Source organism: Desertihabitans aurantiacus, from assembly GCF_003344635.1.
GTDB lineage: Bacteria > Actinomycetota > Actinomycetes > Propionibacteriales > Propionibacteriaceae > Desertihabitans > Desertihabitans aurantiacus.
The window spans coordinates 1-16,228 of the sequence record NZ_QPKK01000012.1 but is presented as its reverse complement, the minus strand read 5'-3'; the positions used below and the strand labels follow the sequence as shown (position 1 = coordinate 16,228).

14 protein-coding genes are annotated in these 16,228 nt (G+C 72.2%); 6 read left to right on the top strand and 8 right to left on the bottom strand.

From position 1 onward, the window contains the following. Positions 1-10 precede the first annotated feature (10 nt). The 6 genes from DVA66_RS02475 to DVA66_RS02450 all read right to left on the bottom strand — a co-directional run bounded on the left by DVA66_RS02475 (position 11) and on the right by DVA66_RS02450 (position 7,343). Entirely contained in the window at positions 11-979 is a 969-nt protein-coding gene (locus tag DVA66_RS02475; protein ID WP_114558620.1) for a zinc-binding dehydrogenase, read from the bottom strand. Continuing rightward, a complete protein-coding gene (locus tag DVA66_RS20740; RefSeq protein WP_157973789.1) occupies positions 976-3,099 on the bottom strand; it encodes a hypothetical protein in 2,124 nt (707 codons plus the stop codon). The genes DVA66_RS02475 and DVA66_RS20740 overlap by 4 nt, the downstream gene beginning before the upstream one ends. 44 nt (positions 3,100-3,143) lie before the next feature. Then, positions 3,144-3,887: a phytanoyl-CoA dioxygenase family protein gene (locus DVA66_RS02465; protein ID WP_114558619.1), complete on the bottom strand. Its 744-nt coding sequence runs from the start codon at positions 3,885-3,887 to the stop codon at positions 3,144-3,146. 27 nt (positions 3,888-3,914) lie between these two features. Then, positions 3,915-5,018: a Gfo/Idh/MocA family protein gene (locus DVA66_RS02460; RefSeq protein ID WP_114558618.1), complete on the bottom strand. Its 1,104-nt coding sequence runs from the start codon at positions 5,016-5,018 to the stop codon at positions 3,915-3,917. Further along, positions 5,015-6,268, bottom strand: a complete 1,254-nt coding sequence (locus DVA66_RS02455) for an endo-1,4-beta-xylanase (RefSeq protein WP_114558617.1) — start codon at positions 6,266-6,268, stop codon at positions 5,015-5,017. Before DVA66_RS02455 ends, DVA66_RS02460 begins: the two co-directional genes overlap by 4 nt. A 100-nt stretch (positions 6,269-6,368) precedes the next feature. Next, entirely contained in the window at positions 6,369-7,343 is a 975-nt protein-coding gene (locus DVA66_RS02450; protein ID WP_157973788.1) for a LacI family DNA-binding transcriptional regulator, read from the bottom strand. A 302-nt stretch (positions 7,344-7,645) separates the two neighbouring features. Between DVA66_RS02450 and DVA66_RS02445 the strand changes: the two genes are divergently transcribed. From DVA66_RS02445 to DVA66_RS02425, 5 genes are all read left to right on the top strand, one after another. Next, positions 7,646-8,371, top strand: a complete 726-nt coding sequence (locus tag DVA66_RS02445; RefSeq protein WP_114558615.1) for a PIG-L deacetylase family protein — start codon at positions 7,646-7,648, stop codon at positions 8,369-8,371. A 142-nt stretch (positions 8,372-8,513) separates the two neighbouring features. After that, positions 8,514-9,824, top strand: a complete 1,311-nt coding sequence (locus DVA66_RS02440) for an ABC transporter substrate-binding protein (RefSeq protein ID WP_114126693.1) — start codon at positions 8,514-8,516, stop codon at positions 9,822-9,824. Then, positions 9,821-10,750, top strand: coding sequence for a carbohydrate ABC transporter permease (locus tag DVA66_RS02435; protein WP_114558614.1), 930 nt, complete (start codon positions 9,821-9,823; stop codon positions 10,748-10,750). The genes DVA66_RS02440 and DVA66_RS02435 overlap by 4 nt, the downstream gene beginning before the upstream one ends. After that, the gene (locus DVA66_RS02430) at positions 10,747-11,712 is read left to right on the top strand and encodes a carbohydrate ABC transporter permease (RefSeq protein ID WP_114558613.1); all 966 of its coding nucleotides are present in this window, start codon (positions 10,747-10,749) and stop codon (positions 11,710-11,712) included. The genes DVA66_RS02435 and DVA66_RS02430 overlap by 4 nt, the downstream gene beginning before the upstream one ends. 1 nt (position 11,713) lies before the next feature. Beyond that, entirely contained in the window at positions 11,714-12,901 is a 1,188-nt protein-coding gene (locus tag DVA66_RS02425) for a hypothetical protein (RefSeq protein WP_157973787.1), read from the top strand. Positions 12,902-12,966: 65 nt separating this feature from the next. On the opposite strand, the gene DVA66_RS02420 is transcribed toward DVA66_RS02425, so the two are convergent. Then, positions 12,967-13,692, bottom strand: coding sequence for a hemerythrin domain-containing protein (locus DVA66_RS02420; RefSeq protein WP_114558611.1), 726 nt, complete (start codon positions 13,690-13,692; stop codon positions 12,967-12,969). Between the two features lie 218 nt (positions 13,693-13,910). On the opposite strand from DVA66_RS02420, the gene leuA reads away from it, so the two are divergent. Next, positions 13,911-15,659: a 2-isopropylmalate synthase gene (gene leuA / locus DVA66_RS02415; RefSeq protein WP_114558610.1), complete on the top strand. Its 1,749-nt coding sequence runs from the start codon at positions 13,911-13,913 to the stop codon at positions 15,657-15,659. A gap of 113 nt (positions 15,660-15,772) precedes the next feature. On the opposite strand, the gene uppS is transcribed toward leuA, so the two are convergent. Beyond that, positions 15,773-16,228: polyprenyl diphosphate synthase (gene uppS / locus DVA66_RS02410; protein WP_114558609.1), on the bottom strand; the 456-nt coding region annotated here is incomplete at its 5' end.

Here is a 16,228-nt window from a genome sequence, read left to right as displayed (position 1 = left end):
TGGTCGGGGGCTAGGACGGGTCAGCGGTCGGGTGGGCCACCTCGACGACGGCCTTGACGAAGCCGGGCGGCTTCTCGACCGCGGTGCGGAAGGCGGTGTCGATGTCGGCGAGCTCGAAGCGGTGGGTGACGAGCGGGTCCATCCGCAGCTGGCCCGAGGCGAGCAGCGCCATCCCGACGTCCATCCCGCGCATGATGGTGCGCACCTCGCGGAAGTGGGCGTTGACGAGGTCGAACGCCATCCAGTTCCAGTGCTCCAGCGGCACCCGGCGGGGTTCGCCCTGGTGGAAGCCCACCAGCACCAGCGACCCGCTCATCCGGGTGACCTCGCCGATCGTCTCCAGCGCGGCCTGGGTGCCGGTCACCTCGAAGGTCGTGTCGGCGCCGGCGCCGCCGGTCACCTCCGCCACCGCCTGGTCCAGCGGCTCCTGCGCGACGTCGACGGTGCGGGTGGCGCCCAGCCTGGACGCCAGCGCGAGCGCGTCGGGGCGGGTGTCGGCCACCACCACGCTGCGGGCGCCGCGCAGCGCGACCAGCTGGGTCACCAGCAGCCCCATGAACCCGGCTCCCACCACCACCACGTCGTCGGCCAGCCGGACGTCGGCCAGCTCGACGGCGTTGGCGGCGCAGGCCAGCGGCTCGACCAGGCCCAGCGTCGGGGGCACCTCGGAAGGCAGCCGGCGGCAGTAGCTCGCGTGCACCCGCACGTACTCGGCGTAGCCGGAGCCGGTCGTCCACACGGCGACCGCCTCCCCGGGCGTCCACCCCCGCACCTGGCTCCCGACGGCGGCGACCCGACCGGCCACCTCGTGCCCGATCCGGTCGGGGTAGGAGCCGGAGCGGCCGGTCCAGTGACTGAGCTCGGAGGCGCAGACACCGCACGCGGCCACCTCGACCAGCACCTCGTCGGGTCGCGGCTCGGGCACCGGCACGTCGAGCACCTCGAAGCGCCCGGCAGCCTGCAGCTCGGCCAGTCTCATGCCGACCCCTCCCCGAGCTCCCACACCACGACGGTGTAGACCCCGGTGCGGGGGAGCTCGACGCACAGGTGGTCGCCCTCGCGGCGGACCGGCACCACCAGGTCGGCCTCACCCGGGCGGACGACCCGCGCCCGCCGGGCGGTGCGCAGGTGCGCCGGCACCCGGACGGCGAGCGCGACGTCGGTGTGGCCCGGGACGGCGTCCACCCGCTCGTCGTAGCCGTGGTCGACCAGGTGGCAGGCCAGGCTCCCGTCCGCGAGCAGGTGCAGGTTGACCGCCAGCGGGGCGCCGAGGCGGACCTGCGGCCCGTCCGGCTGCATCGCCGCGGTGTCGTCGAGGGCAGCGCGGGAGAGGGACGGGTGCCTGCGCAGCGCCTCGGTGCGGGCGTCGGGGAGGTTGCGCGCCGGCTCCTCGGTGACCACCACCCGTCCGCCGCCGTCGAGGTAGCCCACGAGCACGTCGACCTGCTGCTCGGTCAGCCACCAGCACCCGGGCAGCACGACCACTCGGTAGGGCGCCAGGTCGGCGGCGACCAGCCGGTCGGCCTGCAGCTCACCGTCGGTGGTCACGACCACGTCGAACGGCACCCCGGCCCGGCTGAGCGCCTCGGTCGTGACCCGGTACGGCACCACCACCGAGGTGTCGCGAGCGTTGCGGAGGTTGTCGCTGGCGTCGGCCCGCGCGACCAGGTCGCGCAGGCTCGGGACGCTGTGCACGACCGCCAGCTCGTTCCCGCCGACCGCGCCCGAGCGGAGCCCGTCGGTGGCGGCCACGAAGTCCTGCACCTGCACCAGCAGCTCGTGCGGGGCCCAGAAGGAGTCCTCCAGGGTGGCTCCCATCCACGAGCCGTAGGGGACGGTCATGTTCACCCCGAAGGCGGCGGCCTCCCACAGGCTGAGCCGCATCAGGTCGTGGCCGCGACCTTGCGACAACGCCGTCACCAGCTCCGGGACGACCCCGCCGTAGGGGTTCTCGACCACCACCACCTCCTTGCCGCCGACCAGCCGGGCGAAGCCGGCCGCGTAGCGGTACCACTCCGGCTGCCGGTAGGTGGTGTTGCGCATCTCGGTGACGATGAGGTCGACCTGCTCGGCCAGCGGGAGGTAGTGGGCGTCGAGGTTGAAGAAGTTGCCCGAGACCAGCACCTCACGGCCCCGCTCGCGACCGTAGGCGCGGGCGTGCTCGGCCAGCTCGGCGAAGTGGGTGGCGATCGCGCGGCACTGGAAGGCGTAGTACTCCCCGAACAGCGGCGCGTCCTTCTGGTCGATCCGGAAGTCGTGGCCCCGCTCCAGCAACCACGGCCCGTACTCGAAGGTCGCCAGGTCCACACCGTCCAGCTCACCCGGACGGCGGTCGGCCGGCAGGGCACGCAGGTGCTCGCGGAAGCCGCGGGTGCAGTCGCGGCAGAAGCAGGCGCCGTACTGCATGGCCCCCATCGGCAGCTCGGCCTCGTCCAGCTGGACGCCGTCCACCCCGGCGTCGACCTGGATCCTGATCACGGCCTTGAGGTACTCCCGCCACACCGGGTTGTTGCGGTCCATGTAGAAGCACTGGTGCTCGCGGTCGGGGCACTCCACCCAGCGGGCGTGGCAGGGGTTGCCGTGGATGTCGCGGGCCACGCACTCCTCGATGAGGTCGGTCACCGGCTCCCCGTCGCTGTTGACCAGCCCGTCGGGGAAGTAGGTCGAGACCGACGGCCACAGCCGCGGGTAGCGGTCGGAGGAGAACTCCCGCAGCCCCAGCCAGCCGCGCCGGCCCACGCCGCGGAGCTCGTTGAGCGCCAGCACGGTGGTCTCGTCCTCGTCCAGCTCGACGGGGAACTCCCAGCCCTGGGCCTCGAAGACGATGCCCAGCACCTTGATCCCGCGGGCCTGGCAGGCGGCGATGAACTCGGCGTCGTTGACGAACCCGTAGAAGCGGGCGCGGGCGCCGACGTCGCCGAAGGCCTCCTGCTCCAGGTAGGGCAGCGAGAGCGAGCCCCCGCCCAGGGCCGACCACACCAGCACCGTGGCCCGGTAGTCGACCAGGTCGTCGACCATCCTGAGCCGCCGTGGCGGCAGGCTCGGGTGGTAGCAGTGCTGGCGGGGGTACCACGCGTCGAAGTAGACACCGCGCTCCACGGGGCGGACCTCGTCTCTGGCTGGTCGGTCGGGCGCTGGCCGGGTCAGACGTTCTCGTAGCGGTTGCCCGCGCGGTCCTCACCGCGGGCCAACCAGATCTTCCAGCCGGCGTTCTGCTCCACCGGCAGCACCCGCACCGAGGCGGGGAAGTAGCGCATGGTGTAGCCGGTGCGTCGGATGCTGCTGGTGTTGGGTTTCGCGCCGTGCACGATCCGCCCGTCGTGCACCGAGAACTCCCCGCGGCGCAGCTCGAAGTCGACCGCCCGGCTCTCGTCGACCCCCTCCAGCTGGGCGTGGAAGGTCTGCACGCTCATGTCGGTGGCCACGTAGCCCTCGGAGAAGCCGCCGCCGAGGTGGGAGCCGGGGACGACCCGCATGCAGCCGTTCTCGCGGTTGCTGGGGCCGAGGGCGAGCCACACCGTGACGATCCGGTCGTAGCCGCTGAGCCGGCCGTTCCAGAAGGCGGAGTCCTCGTGCCAGGGGGTGGCCCGGCCCGTGAAGGGGTCCTTGGAGATGAAGTGGCTGGTCCACAGCGCGATGTCGGGCCCGACCAGCGGCTCGACGGTGTCCAGGACCTCCTCGCTGAGCAGGAACTCCAGCAGTCGTGGGTCGCGGAAGTGCGGGGTGTCGAGCTCGTCGGAGAGCTTGGCGCCCTTGTCGGCGAGGTGCTCGTCGAAGATGGCCTCGAGGGCGTCCAGCTTCTCGGGGGAGAAGAGCTGGCGCTGCGGGAGCAGGTAGCCCTCGCGGCGGAAGCGCTCGACGTCGATGTCGGTGGCGGTGCTGGTCATCGGTGGTCTCCGTGGTCGGGTGCGGGTCTACTTCTGCAGGTGCCGGACGAGCTCGGCGAAGAGGTCGAGGTCGGCGACGAAGTCCTCGGCGCTGGTCTTCGGGGCGCGCCCGGTGGTGATGCAGGCGTGGAAGTCCTCGAGCTCGTAGGTGTAGGGGTCCTTGAGGTGGGGGCGGAGCACCGAACGGGTGAGCGCCTCGCCGTCGGTGCGCTCCACGTGCAGCGTGGTGGGGAGGTGGCGGACGTAGGGGGTGTCGTACTGCACCCGCAGGCTGGCGTGCTGGCCGAAGACCTCCAGGTGGGCGTCGAAGCGGACCTGCTCGTCGACCCCGGTCTCGTAGGAGACGACGTGGTCGCCGTAGTCGAGCAGGGCGGCGATCCAGCCGCCGTCGCGCCACATCCGGGCCGCGTGGACGCCCGCGGGCGGGCCGAGCAGCTCCCGCATGGCCGACAGGTCGTGGCTGCCGAGACCGCAGAGCAAGCGGTAGGCCCCGGCCAGCGGAGCCGGGACGTCGCCGATCGCCTCGGTGACCAGCCGGCGCCCGCGCTCCCAGCGCTCCTCCAGGGCCGCCCGGCCCAGGTCGGTGGGGCGGATGACGTGCGAGGTCTGGTCGACGATGAGCTGGTTGCGCCCGATCACGTCGTGCACCCGGGCGAAGGTGATCCCGCCGAGCTCGGGCAGCAGCGCCTTGGCCTCGAGGAAGGCCGGGGCGAAGCGGCGCATGTAGCCGACCATCAGGGTCCGCTGGCTGCGGTCGCGGGCCTCGATCACCCGTTCGGCCTCCCGGGGCGAGAGGCACATCGGCTTCTCCACCAGCACGTGCAGCCCGTGCTCGAGCGCCTCCACCGCGCACTCGGTGTGGTACTCGTCGCTGTTGAGGACGAGGACGGCGTCCAGGTCGCCGGCGCCGATGAGCTCCGTCGCGGTGGCGTAGCGGTGCGGCACCCCGAAGGCGTCGCCGACCTGCTGGACCAGGGTGGGGGAGAGGTCGCAGACCGCGCGCACCTCGAACAGGTCGGGCAGCGAGGCGAGCACCGGCAGGTGCACGACCTGGGCCACCTCGCCCAGGCCGATGACGCCGACGCGCAGCACGGGTCGCGCGGCGCCCTGGTCCGCGACGGTGGCGCTCACCGGCGTCCCGCCGTCCAGAGCGGACGGCGGCGGCGGGCCGCGCGCAGCCCGCGGCGCAGGGAGCGCAGGGCGGGCTTGGGTCGGAGGTCCTCGTCCCAGGGCAAGGGGCGACGGGCGGCGCCGTCCTCGCGGGGGTAGTCCTCCTCCAGCCAGGTGTGGCGGTCCGACAGCCCGAAGGTCAGCACCGCCTTGACCGCGTGGTGGTCGAGGGTGGCGTCGAGGTAGCGGGCGTAGACGTCGGCCACGGCCCGGTCACGCGTGCTGACGTCGGGCGGCAACCCGTCGTCGAGCACGTCGAGCTCGGTGACCAGCACCTCCAGCCCGCGGTCGGCGACCTCGCTGAGGAAGCGCCGGTAGGCGCGGGGGTCGAACCGCTCGGCGAAGTCCTCGGCCAGCAGGTGGGCCTGGACCCCGAGCGCGTCGACCGGGGTGCCCTGGGCGAGCAGGGTGTCGATCACCTGCAGCGTCGCGAGCTGGCGGTCCCGCGGTTGGTCGCCGTACTCGTTGACCGTCTCGAACCCGAACTCGTTGAGCACCAGGGTGGCCCCGGGATCGCGGTCGCGGGCTCGCTCGAAGACCTCGCGGACGTAGGAGCGTCCGATGGTCTGGTACCAGGGGACGTCGGTGCGGAAGCCGCGGTCGCCCTCGGGGTCGGTGACCTCGTTGGCCGCGATCCAGCCGGCCACCCGGCCGCGGTAGCGCTCGACCATCGCGTCGGCCGTGCCGTGCAGCAGGGTCCGCGCCTGACGGCGGGTCAGCCCCCACAGGTCGTCCTCGGCCCAGCCGTCGCCGAAGCCCTCGTCCCACACCAGGTGCGCGGCGACGACCAGCTGGCGCTGCTCGGCGGCCCGGGCGAACAGGGCGTCGGCGTAGCTGAAGTCGAGGGGGGCCTGCGGCGTGGGCTTGAGCTTGTACCAGAGCAGGTCGTCCTCGGTGAACAGCACGGCGGCCTGCTCCTCGACCAGCCGGCTGTAGGCCTCGTCCTCGAAGAGCCGCGTGGAGGCGGCGGTGCCGAAGGCCAGCCCGCGGTCGGCGGCCAGCCGCCACAGCGGGACGCCGGCGGCCTCCGCCGGGTCGTGCCGGGGAGTGGCGGTGGAGACGGTCGGGGCGAGGACCGTGCCGCCGGCCAGGGCCGCGGCACCGGTGAGGAGAGTCCGTCGCGGCAGCGCGCCGCCGGTCTGGCCGGGGCGGGTCGTGGCCGCCGAAGGCTCGGTGCCGATCCGGGTGCCAATCGATTTGCGCCAGTGCATGGCAGGGACGCTAGCGCGTCGTCGTCGGTGTTGGGAAGAGGTCGAGCTGTTCGGGTCCACGCGGTCGCCGGGGATTCGTCGGCACAGGGCGCCCGGGCCCTCAGCCGGACTCGCGCACCACCAGCCGGCAGGGCAGGCTGACCGTGCGGCGCGGGCCGTCGACCCCGCGGACCAGCCGGTCCTTGAGCAGGTCCCCGGCGGCCCACCCGCTCTGGTATGCGGGGTTGACCACCGTGGTCAGCGCGGGGCTGACCATCGCGGCGGCCTCGATGTCGTCGAAGCCGACCAGGCGGACGTCGTCGGGGACGCGCAGGCCCAGCTCCCGGGCGGCGTCGAGGGCGCCGATGGCCATCAGGTCGTTGGCGCAGAAGACCGCGTCCGGACGGGGGTCCCGCCGCATCAGGCGGGTCATCGCGACCCGCCCGCCCTGGCGGGTGAAGTCGCCGGGTGCCACCAGGTCGTCGGCGGGCTCGAGCCCGTGGTCGCGCAGCGCCTCCTGGTACCCCTCGAGCCGGTGGCTGGCGGTCGCCCGGGAGCCGACGACCATCGCCACGTGCCGGGCGCCGCGGGCGAGCAGGTGCTGCACGGCCGCGTAGGCCCCCTCGCGGTCGGCGGGCAGCACCCCGTCCACCGACACCTCCTCCAGACCGCCGCCCACGGTGACCAGCGGTGGCCAGTCCGGCCCCACCGCCAGCTCACCGGTCGCCCCGGCCGAGGAGATGACGATGCCGTCGACGCCGCGGGCGACGGCGTCGGAGAGGAAGAACTGCTCGCGGGCGGCCGAGCCGTCGGTGTTGCAGACGTAGCTGCCCCACGGGGCGCCGAGTGCGTCGGCGAGACCGCGGGTGAGCTGGCCGTAGAACGGGTTCGTGATGTCGGGGACGACGACGGCCACGACCTGCGAGCTGCCCATCCGCAGCTGCCGGGCCACCCGGCTCGGCCGGTAGCCCAGCTCCGCCACGGCGTGGCGCACCCGCTCCTGGGTGGCGGCGGCGACCGGACGCTTGCCGGTGAGGACGTGCGAGACCGTCGTCGTGCTCACCCCGCTGGCGCGGGCGACGTCGGCGATGGTCACACGGGCCGTGCTCGGCGGGGTGCTGGTCAGGTCGGGCCTTTCCGGTGCGGGCGGACGGTGTCCACGCGGGGTGCGCTGCTCCGACGAGGCCGGCCCGGTCGGGTGGGTCCGCGGCCGCGTGCCTGCCCGGGGTCGCACGCCTCCGACCGGGGTCGTGGGGGTACGGCACCGGAGTGCGCGGAGGCAGCGTAACTGCTGACGGCCACAGGTCAACCCGTCGGGTCCCTGGCGCCGGCGACCGCTCGGTGGTTGAGTGCCAATCGATTGGTCGAGAGCGCGGCACGGACGGCGGGGAGGGTGGGATGGACCTGGACGAGGTCGAGCGGGCGCTGGTGGTGGTGGCGCACTGCGACGACGCCGAGTGGATGTGCGGCGGCACGGTCGCCCGTCTCACCGAGCGGGGTGCGCGGGTCGACTACGTGGTCGTCACCGACGGGGCGAGCGGAGGCGTCGACCTCGGCGTCAGCGACGCCGACCTGGCCGCGACCCGAGCCGCCGAGCAGCGCGCGGCCGCCCGCGTGCTCGGTGTGTCCGAGGTGGTGCTGCTAGGTCGCCACAACGACGAGCTCCGGGTCGACGTCGCCCTCAAGCGCGACATCGTCCGCGAGATCCGGCGGTCACAGCCGCAGCTGGTCCTCACCATGACCCCGTTCCGCGACCTGGACGCGCCCCTGGAGTGGTCGCACGGCGACCACATCGCGGTGGGGGAGGCGACGCTGCAGGCGGTCTACCCCGAGGCGATCATGCCCCGCATCCACCCCGAGCTGGCCGGGGAGGGTCTGCAGCCGCACACCGTCTCGGAGGTGTGGTTCCCGGTCGGTCGCGGGGCCGACCGGTACGTCGACGTCACCTCGGAGGCGCAGCGGAAGATGGACGCGGTGTGGTGCCACCACAGCCAGAACGGCGAGGCCCGCGGTGACCGGGACTGGCTGTTCGGCGAGCGGGTCGAGCCGCCGATGCTTCGGGCCGGGGAGCGGGTCGGGGCCCGGTACGCGGAGGCCTTCCGTCGGGTCGCCGTGCCGGGCTGAACGCCGGGACCGGCCGGTCCCTGCCGCTCCACCGGGGTCTTGACAGCCCGGGAGCGGTGTAGCAGTGTCCGCAGCGGGACCCGGGGCCAATCGATTTGGACCAACGCTGACGTGGGGTCCTGACGACCCGAGAGGCAGTTCGATGAGGAACTGGAGAACGTCCCGCACCCTGAGTGTCCTCGCCGCGGGGACCGCGCTCACCCTGCTGGCCGCCTGCGGCGGCGGGGGTGGTGGACCGGCGGGGGGTGGGTCGACGGCCAGCGGGCCGGTGCCCGAGCCCGCCGAGCCCGTCACCATCACCTTCTCGTCCTGGGTGGGTGAGCAGGACGGTATGAAGCGGCTGTACGCGAAGTTCCGCGAGCAGCACCCGAACATCACCGTCGAGTTCCAGAACGTGCCCGCGGAGGAGTCGGAGAAGAAGCTCACCACCCAGATCGCCGGCGGCAACCCGCCCGATGCCGCGTACGTGGACGCCGGCACGGTCGCCAACTTCGCCTCCCGCGGGGCGCTGGTCAACCTCGACAACTACATCAGCCGCAGCGAGGTCGTCAGCGCCGACGACTACGTGCCCGCCTTCAGGGCCTTCACCGAGGTGGAGGGTGGCATGCACGGGCTGCCCTTCGACGGCGAGTCGACCGGGCTCTTCTACCGCACCGACCTCTTCGAGGAGGCCGGCATCAGCGAGCCGCCGGCCACCTGGGAGGAGTTCGAGGAGGTCTCGCAGAAGCTCACCGACCCGGCGGCCAAGCGGTACGCCTTCCCGGTGTTCGCACCGGAGGCCGAGTACTACTTCTACCCCTGGCTCTGGCAGAACGGCGGCACCCTGCTGTCGGAGGACGAGCAGACGATCCTGTTCAACGCCCCGGAGGCCAAGGAGGCCGCGGAGTTCTACGTCGGGCTCACGCAGTACGCGCCGCCGGACTACCTCAACTCCAACTCCTACGACGCGCGGCTGGCCTTCGCCAACGGCCAGGTGGGCATGTACATGGCCGGCGCCTGGTTCGCCGGCGTGCTCGACGAGGAGTTCCCCGACCTCAAGGACAAGTGGGCCAGCGCGCCGCTGCCGGAGGGCAAGGCCGGCTGCGCGACCACCATCGCCGGTGACGCCCTGGTGATGTTCGCCCAGGGCGAGGAGCAGGACGCCGCCTGGAAGTGGCTGGAGTTCCTCTCCGAGCCCGACAACATGGCCGAGTGGACCTTCCGGTCCGAGGGCACGCTGCTGCCACCGCGGCAGTCCCTGCTCGACTCGCCCGAGCTGGTTGAGACGAAGCCGGTGCTGCAGACCTTCGCCGACCTGATGGAGTGCGGGGTCAACTACAACATCACCGATCCGGCCTGGCCGCGGATCAGCGAGGAGCTCAACACCCAGCTCGGCAGCGCGATGTACGGGGAGCAGACCGCCTCCCAGGCGCTCGACAACGCCGCCGCGGAGGCGGAGAAGCTGCGCTCGTGACCACCGCGACCGCACCCGCCACCACCGTCAGCCGGCACCGGCACGGCCTGTGGTGGCGGGTGCGCCGCAACGGCAGTGCCTACGGCTTCCTGGCCGTCCCGCTCCTGCTGTTCATGGTGTTCACGGTTTTCGCGCTGGTCTTCGCCTTCTACCTGACCTTCCACGAGTGGAGCATCATCGAGCCCGAGCGGCCCTTCGTCGGGCTGCAGAACTACTCAGACATGCTGGCCGACGAGAGCTACCTGCGCTCGATCGTCAACACCTTCTACTTCACCGGCGTCTCGGTGCCGGTGACGATGGCCATCGGGCTGCTGGTGGCCCTGCTGCTCAACCTGCCGCTGCGGGGGCGCGGCATCATCCGGACGCTGTACTTCCTGCCCGTGGTGACGCCCTTCGTGGTCATCGCGATCGTCTGGAAGTGGCTCTACAACGGCGACTTCGGCCTCTTCAACTACTACCTGATGCAGACCGGCATCATCGAGTCGCCGCTGCTCTTCCTGGCCGACCCCGACCTGGCGATGCCGTCGGTCATCGCGATGAGCATCTGGTCCGGCGTCGGCTTCTCGATGGTGATCTACCTGGCGGCGCTGCAGGCCGTCCCGTTCCAGCTGTACGAGGCCGCGCGCGTGGACGGGGCCACCCGGCTGCAGCAGCTGTGGCACGTCACCATCCCCCAGCTGCGCCCGACGACGGTGTTCCTGCTCGTCATCGGGATCATCAACTCCTTCCAGGTCTTCACCCAGATCTTCATCATGACCAGCGGCGGACCGGTGGAGCGGACGACCACCGTCGTCTACTTCATCTACAACGCGGCCTTCAAGTTCTACGAGTTCGGCTACGCCAGCACGCTCGCCTTCGGGCTGTTCGCCCTGCTGTTCGTGTTCACCCTCGTCCAGCTGCACCTGTACCGGAAGGGGGAGCAGTGAGCACGACCACCGCCCCGCAGCCGCCCCAGCCCGTCGAGGTCGTGACCGCGCTGCCCGACCCCGGCATCCCCCCGGGGCGACGGCGTCGCACCTGGCTGTGGCTCGCCTACCTGGTGCTGGTGCCCGGGGCGCTGCTGTTCGTCGCCCCGTTCGCCTGGCTGGTCAGCGCGTCGTTCCAGCGCATCGGCGACATGTTCTCCTACCCGCCGCAGTGGATCCCCCAGGATCCCTCGCTCGACGGCTACCGGCAGTTCCTGGGCATCGGGCAGGAGTTCGCCGGCGGCCCGCAGGCCTGGCGCTGGTTCCTCAACAGCGCCTTCGTCGCCACCTCGGTGACGGTGCTGCAGCTGTTCTTCAACTCCCTGGCCGCCTACGTCTTCGCCAAGCGGCAGTTCCCCGGACGCGACCTCATCTTCGCGCTGTTCCTCATCACGATGATGATCCCGGGCCAGATCACGCTCATCCCGAACTACCTCGTGCTCAAGCACGTCCCGCTGTTCGGCGGCAACGACATCTTCGGCCAGGGTGGGTCGGGCTGGCTGGACTCCTACTACGGGCTCATCCTGCCCGGGGCGGTGAGCGCCTTCGGCATCTTCCTGCTCCGCCAGTACATGGTCTCGATCCCCGACGAGCTGCTCGACGCCGCCCGGATCGACGGGGCCTCGGAGCTGCGGATCTACGCCCGGATCGTGCTGCCGCTGTGCCGCCCCGCGCTGGCCGCGACCGGCATCTTCACCTTCCAGGGGGCCTGGGAGGACTTCTTCTGGCCGCTCATCATCGTCAGCAGCCCCGACAAGTACACCGCACCGCTCGGTCTGGCGCTGTTCGTGGTGGAGAACCGCACCCAGTGGGACGTCCTGATGGCGGGCTCGGTCATCGCCTCGCTGCCGATGATCGTCGTGTTCATCATCTTCCAGCGCCAGTTCATCCAGGGCATCGCCGTCAGCGGTCTGAAGGGCTGACGTGGTCGCGGGGGAGGCGACATCAGCCCGGGTGGAGCGGCTGCTCGCCGACTCCGGTGGGGTGCTCGCGCTCGAGCCGGCGTGGGTGGCCCGGGACTTCCTCCCGCCGGGACGCCGGCTGGGGCTGCCCGGGGACGACTACGACCGCGGCGAGCGCGGTGCCATCTGCGAGCGCTGGCTCGCCTCCACGACACCGGCCGACAACCGGGTCGGCGTGCCGGACGAGGGCCTGTCGGCCGTCGTCACCGACGACGGGGCGCCGCTCTTGCTGGCCGAGGCCGTCCGCGCCGCACCGCACCTGGTGCTGGGGACCGACTACGCCCGCACCCACCCGCAGGGGCTGGGACGGCTGGCCAAGATCTTCGACTACGCCGCCCGGCTGCCGTTCCACATCCACCCGCCCGAGCACTATGCCGCGCTGGTGGGGCGGCGTCCCAAGGACGAGGCCTACCACTTCCTCGACGGGGCCGACCTCGGCGCCCACCCCGAGACCTTCCTCGGCGTGCACCCGACGGTGGCCACGGGGCTGCGGGAGGAGGCGCTGCTGCCCTACCTCGTCGACTGGGACAGCGACCTGGTGCTGCGGACGTCCTCGGCCTACCTGCAGGTGCCCGGGGAGGGGTTCTGGGTGCCCTCGGGGGTGCTGCACGGTCCGGGCACGGCGCTCACCCTGGAGCTGCAGGAGGACTCCGACGTGCTGGCCATGTTCCAGGCCCTCAACGCCGGGCGGATCATCAGCAAGGAGCTGCTGTTCAAGGACGTCCGGCCCGAGGACCGGCGCCGTGACGGCGAGCGGTGCCCGTTGGGCTTCGTCGACTGGGAGCGCAACGGTGCGCCGGACCTGTACCGGCTGAGCCACCTCTCGCCGCGGCCGGTCGGGGCGCCGGTGCCCTGGGGTCGGCGGGAGTGGGTGTTCCACGGCAGCCCCAAGTTCAGCGGCCAGCGCATCACGGTCGAGCCCGGACAGGTTGCGGAGCTGGTCGAGCCCGGCGTCTACAGCGTGTTCGCCTGGGCGGGGGAGGGGGTGTGGGCGGGTCACCGGCTGCGGGGTCGGCGTCCGGGTGAGGACGAGCTGGTCGTCGTCCACGACACCGCCGTCCGCGGGGTGACGGTGCGCAACGAGGGGCCGACGCCCTTCGTGGCCTACCTCTTCTCCGGCCCCGACCTGCACCCGGAGGTCGTCGGGTGAGCGACTGATCGCCTTGCCCCCCGCGCGGCCCCGGACCGTGCGGGTCGCCACCGGTCCGCACCCGCTCAGCCGCGTCCGGTGCGCCCGGCCCGGGTGCTCGGATCCTCCCCGACGGTCATCGGCGGGACGTGCTCCAGCCGTCCGGCGAGCCCGGCGGCGACCGAGCTGAGCCGGCCGGCGACCCGGGAGACCCGACCCTCGCTCCGGCGGCTGATGCGGTCCAGCGCGTCACGGGAGCGGTCCAGCACCGTCAGCGGCAGGGCGGCCACCGCGTTACCGGGCGGACGGCGGGCCACCACGGGGTGCGGGCGGGTGGGCGCGATGCGGCGCACCGCCTCCCAGGCCAGGCCCATCCGGACGAGCTCGCGGCGTCCCACCCGCTCCTGCAGCCGCGGCAGCAACTCGTCCTCCTCGTCACGGACGTCCTCGCGCAGCAGCCCCACGATCCGCGGCCACAGCTGCTCGTGCCGCCCGTCGCCCGGCGTGGTCTGCTCCAGCTGCGACCAGAGCTCGTTGATCTCCTGGTGCTCCTGCTCCACCTGCAGCGTCAGCTCCCGCCCCTCCGGCATCGCCCGGCGGATCACCGGCCACAGCACCGACTCCTCGGCGAAGGCGTGGGGGAACACCAGCCGGGCGAGGTCGGTGAGCAGCTCCTCCCGCTCGCGCCCTGTCGAGGCGTCGATGGCGTGCACGAGCCGGTCCAGCTCCTGGTGGTCGCGCTGCTGGCGGACCAGCACGCTCCGCGGTCCTCCCAGCTGCCGCTCGGTCTGGCGGGCGATGGACGTCGGCACGGTTCCTCCTCGGTGGGTGGACATCCCCACTACCCACCGGCGCGGGTCCCAACGGGCACGGCCGGGGGGTGCGGACCGGGCGGACGTGGGTTAGGGTGCTGGACGTGGCACGGATGCTCCTCCTCACCTGCCGCAGCGAGGCTCAGTCCCTCTGACCGGCCTCCTCGCTGCGGAGTTCGTCGTGCCGTCACCACGAACCACCTGAGGAGTTCCCCAGCATGAGCACCACACCCACCCGCAGCACCCGCGTCCAGCCTCGCCCGGTGCAGCAGCCCAGCCCGATGCCATTCGGCCGCTACCGCGCCTTCGAGCCCGTCGACGTCCCCGACCGCACCTGGCCCACCCGCAAGATCACCGCCGCCCCGCGCTGGCTGTCCACCGACCTCCGCGACGGCAACCAGGCCCTGATCGACCCGATGACGCCGTCGCGCAAGCTGCGGATGTTCGAGCTGCTGGTCCGGATGGGCTACAAGGAGATCGAGATCGGGTTCCCCTCGGCCAGCCAGACCGACTTCGACTTCGTCCGGCAGCTCATCGAGGAGGACCGCGTCCCCGAGGACGTCACCATCTCGGTGCTGACCCAGGCCCGGGAGGACCTGATCGAGCGCACCGTCGCCTCCCTGGTCGGCGCCCACCGAGCCACCGTGCACCTGTACAACGCCACCGCCGAGCTGTTCCGCCGGGTGGTGTTCAGGATGAGCGAGGCCGAGTGCATCGCACTGGCCACCCGCGGCACCGAGCTGGTGATGAAGTACGCCGAGGAGAAGCTGGACGGCGTCGAGTTCGGCTACCAGTACTCCCCGGAGATCTTCACCCAGACGCCGACCGACTTCGCGATCGAGGTCTGCAACGCCGTCAGCGCCGTCTGGCAGCCCGGGCCCGACCGCGAGATCATCCTGAACCTGCCGGCCACGGTGGAGATGTCGACGCCCAACACCTACGCCGACCAGATCGAGTACTTCGGCCGCCACATCGACGCCCGCGAGCACACCACCATCTCGCTGCACCCGCACAACGACCGCGGCACCGCGGTGGCGGCCACCGAGCTGGCGCTGATGGCCGGCGCGGACCGGGTCGAGGGCTGCCTGTTCGGCCACGGTGAGCGCACCGGCAACGTCGACCTCGTCACCCTGGGCATGAACCTGTTCAGCCAGGGCATCGACCCCCAGATCGACTTCTCCGACATCGACGAGATCCGCCGCACGGTCGAGTACTGCACCAACCTGCCCGTGCACCCGCGCCACCCCTACGCCGGCGACCTGGTCTACACCGCCTTCTCCGGCTCCCACCAGGACGCCATCAAGAAGGGTCTGGAGGACCTCGAGCGGCGCGCCGCCGCCGAGGGCACCGACGTGCACACCATCGCCTGGGAGGCGCCCTACCTGCCGATCGACCCGCACGACGTCGGCCGCTCCTACGAGGCCGTGATCCGGGTCAACTCCCAGTCCGGCAAGGGCGGGATGGCCTACCTGATGAAGAGCGAGCACCGCCTCGACCTGCCGCGGCGGCTGCAGATCGAGTTCTCCCGGGTCGTGCAGCAGCACACCGACACCGAGGGCGGCGAGATCACCGCCGAGGTGCTGTGGGACGTCTTCCGCGACGAGTACCTGGAGCCGGCCGGACCGCTCGCCCTCGGCGAGGTGGCGGCCCACTCCGGCGGCGACGCCGAGGACCAGCTCACCGTCAGCGTCCACTACCAGGGCACCCTGCGCACCATCACCGGTGAGGGCAACGGGCCCGTCTCGGCCTACGTGGACGCGCTGTCCGGGCTCGGTCACCGGGTGCGGGTGCTGGACTACTCCGAGCACGCGCTGTCGGCCGGCGGGGACGCCCTCGCGGCGTCCTACGTCGAGTGCGAGGTCGGCGAGCCGGACGAGGCCGTGGTGGTCTGGGGCGTCGGCATCGACGCCAACACCACCCGCGCCACCCTCAAGGCGATCAACGCCGCGGTGAACCGGGCCTCCTGAGCTTCCGCCGCCGCCTTCGACAGGCTCAGGGCGCTGTGATCAGGTCCGCAGCGGGGCCCACCCGAACGCCCTGAGCTTGTCGAAGGGGGATCAGCCGTGAGCCTCGGACGGGCTCAGGGCGCCGTGGTCGGGTCCCGCACCTCGTTGGGCACCGCGCCGCCGTAGCGGCGGTCCCGGTCGGCGTACATCTGCACCGCCTGCCACAGGTCACGGCGGTCGAAGTCCGGCCACAGCCGGTCCAGGAACACCATCTCGGCGTAGGCCGACTGCCACAGCAGGAAGTTCGAGGTGCGCTGCTCCCCCGACGAGCGCACGAACAGGTCGACGTCGGGGATCTCCGGCTCGTCGAGGAACTGACGGAACCGGTCCTCGGTGAGCCGGGACGGGTCGAGCCGGCCCTCACGGGCCAGCTCGGCGATGCGGCGGGCGGCGTCGACGATCTCGGCCCGCCCGCCGTAGTTCACGCAGAACTGCAGGGTGAGCACGTCGTTGTCGCGGCTCTGCTCCTCGGCGGTCTCCAGCTCGTCGATGACGCTCTTCCACAGCCGCGGCCTCCGGCCCGCCCAGCG

Coding starts and splice junctions, on each gene's coding strand:
- DVA66_RS02475 (WP_114558620.1), bottom strand. CDS start 979: ATGAGACTGGCCGAGCTGCAGGCTGCCGGGCGCTTCGAGGTGCTCGAC.
- DVA66_RS02455 (WP_114558617.1), bottom strand. CDS start 6,268: ATGCACTGGCGCAAATCGATTGGCACCCGGATCGGCACCGAGCCTTCG.
- DVA66_RS02440 (WP_114126693.1), top strand. CDS start 8,514: ATGAGGAACTGGAGAACGTCCCGCACCCTGAGTGTCCTCGCCGCGGGG.
- DVA66_RS02445 (WP_114558615.1), top strand. CDS start 7,646: ATGGACCTGGACGAGGTCGAGCGGGCGCTGGTGGTGGTGGCGCACTGC.
- DVA66_RS02465 (WP_114558619.1), bottom strand. CDS start 3,887: ATGACCAGCACCGCCACCGACATCGACGTCGAGCGCTTCCGCCGCGAG.
- leuA (WP_114558610.1), top strand. CDS start 13,911: ATGAGCACCACACCCACCCGCAGCACCCGCGTCCAGCCTCGCCCGGTG.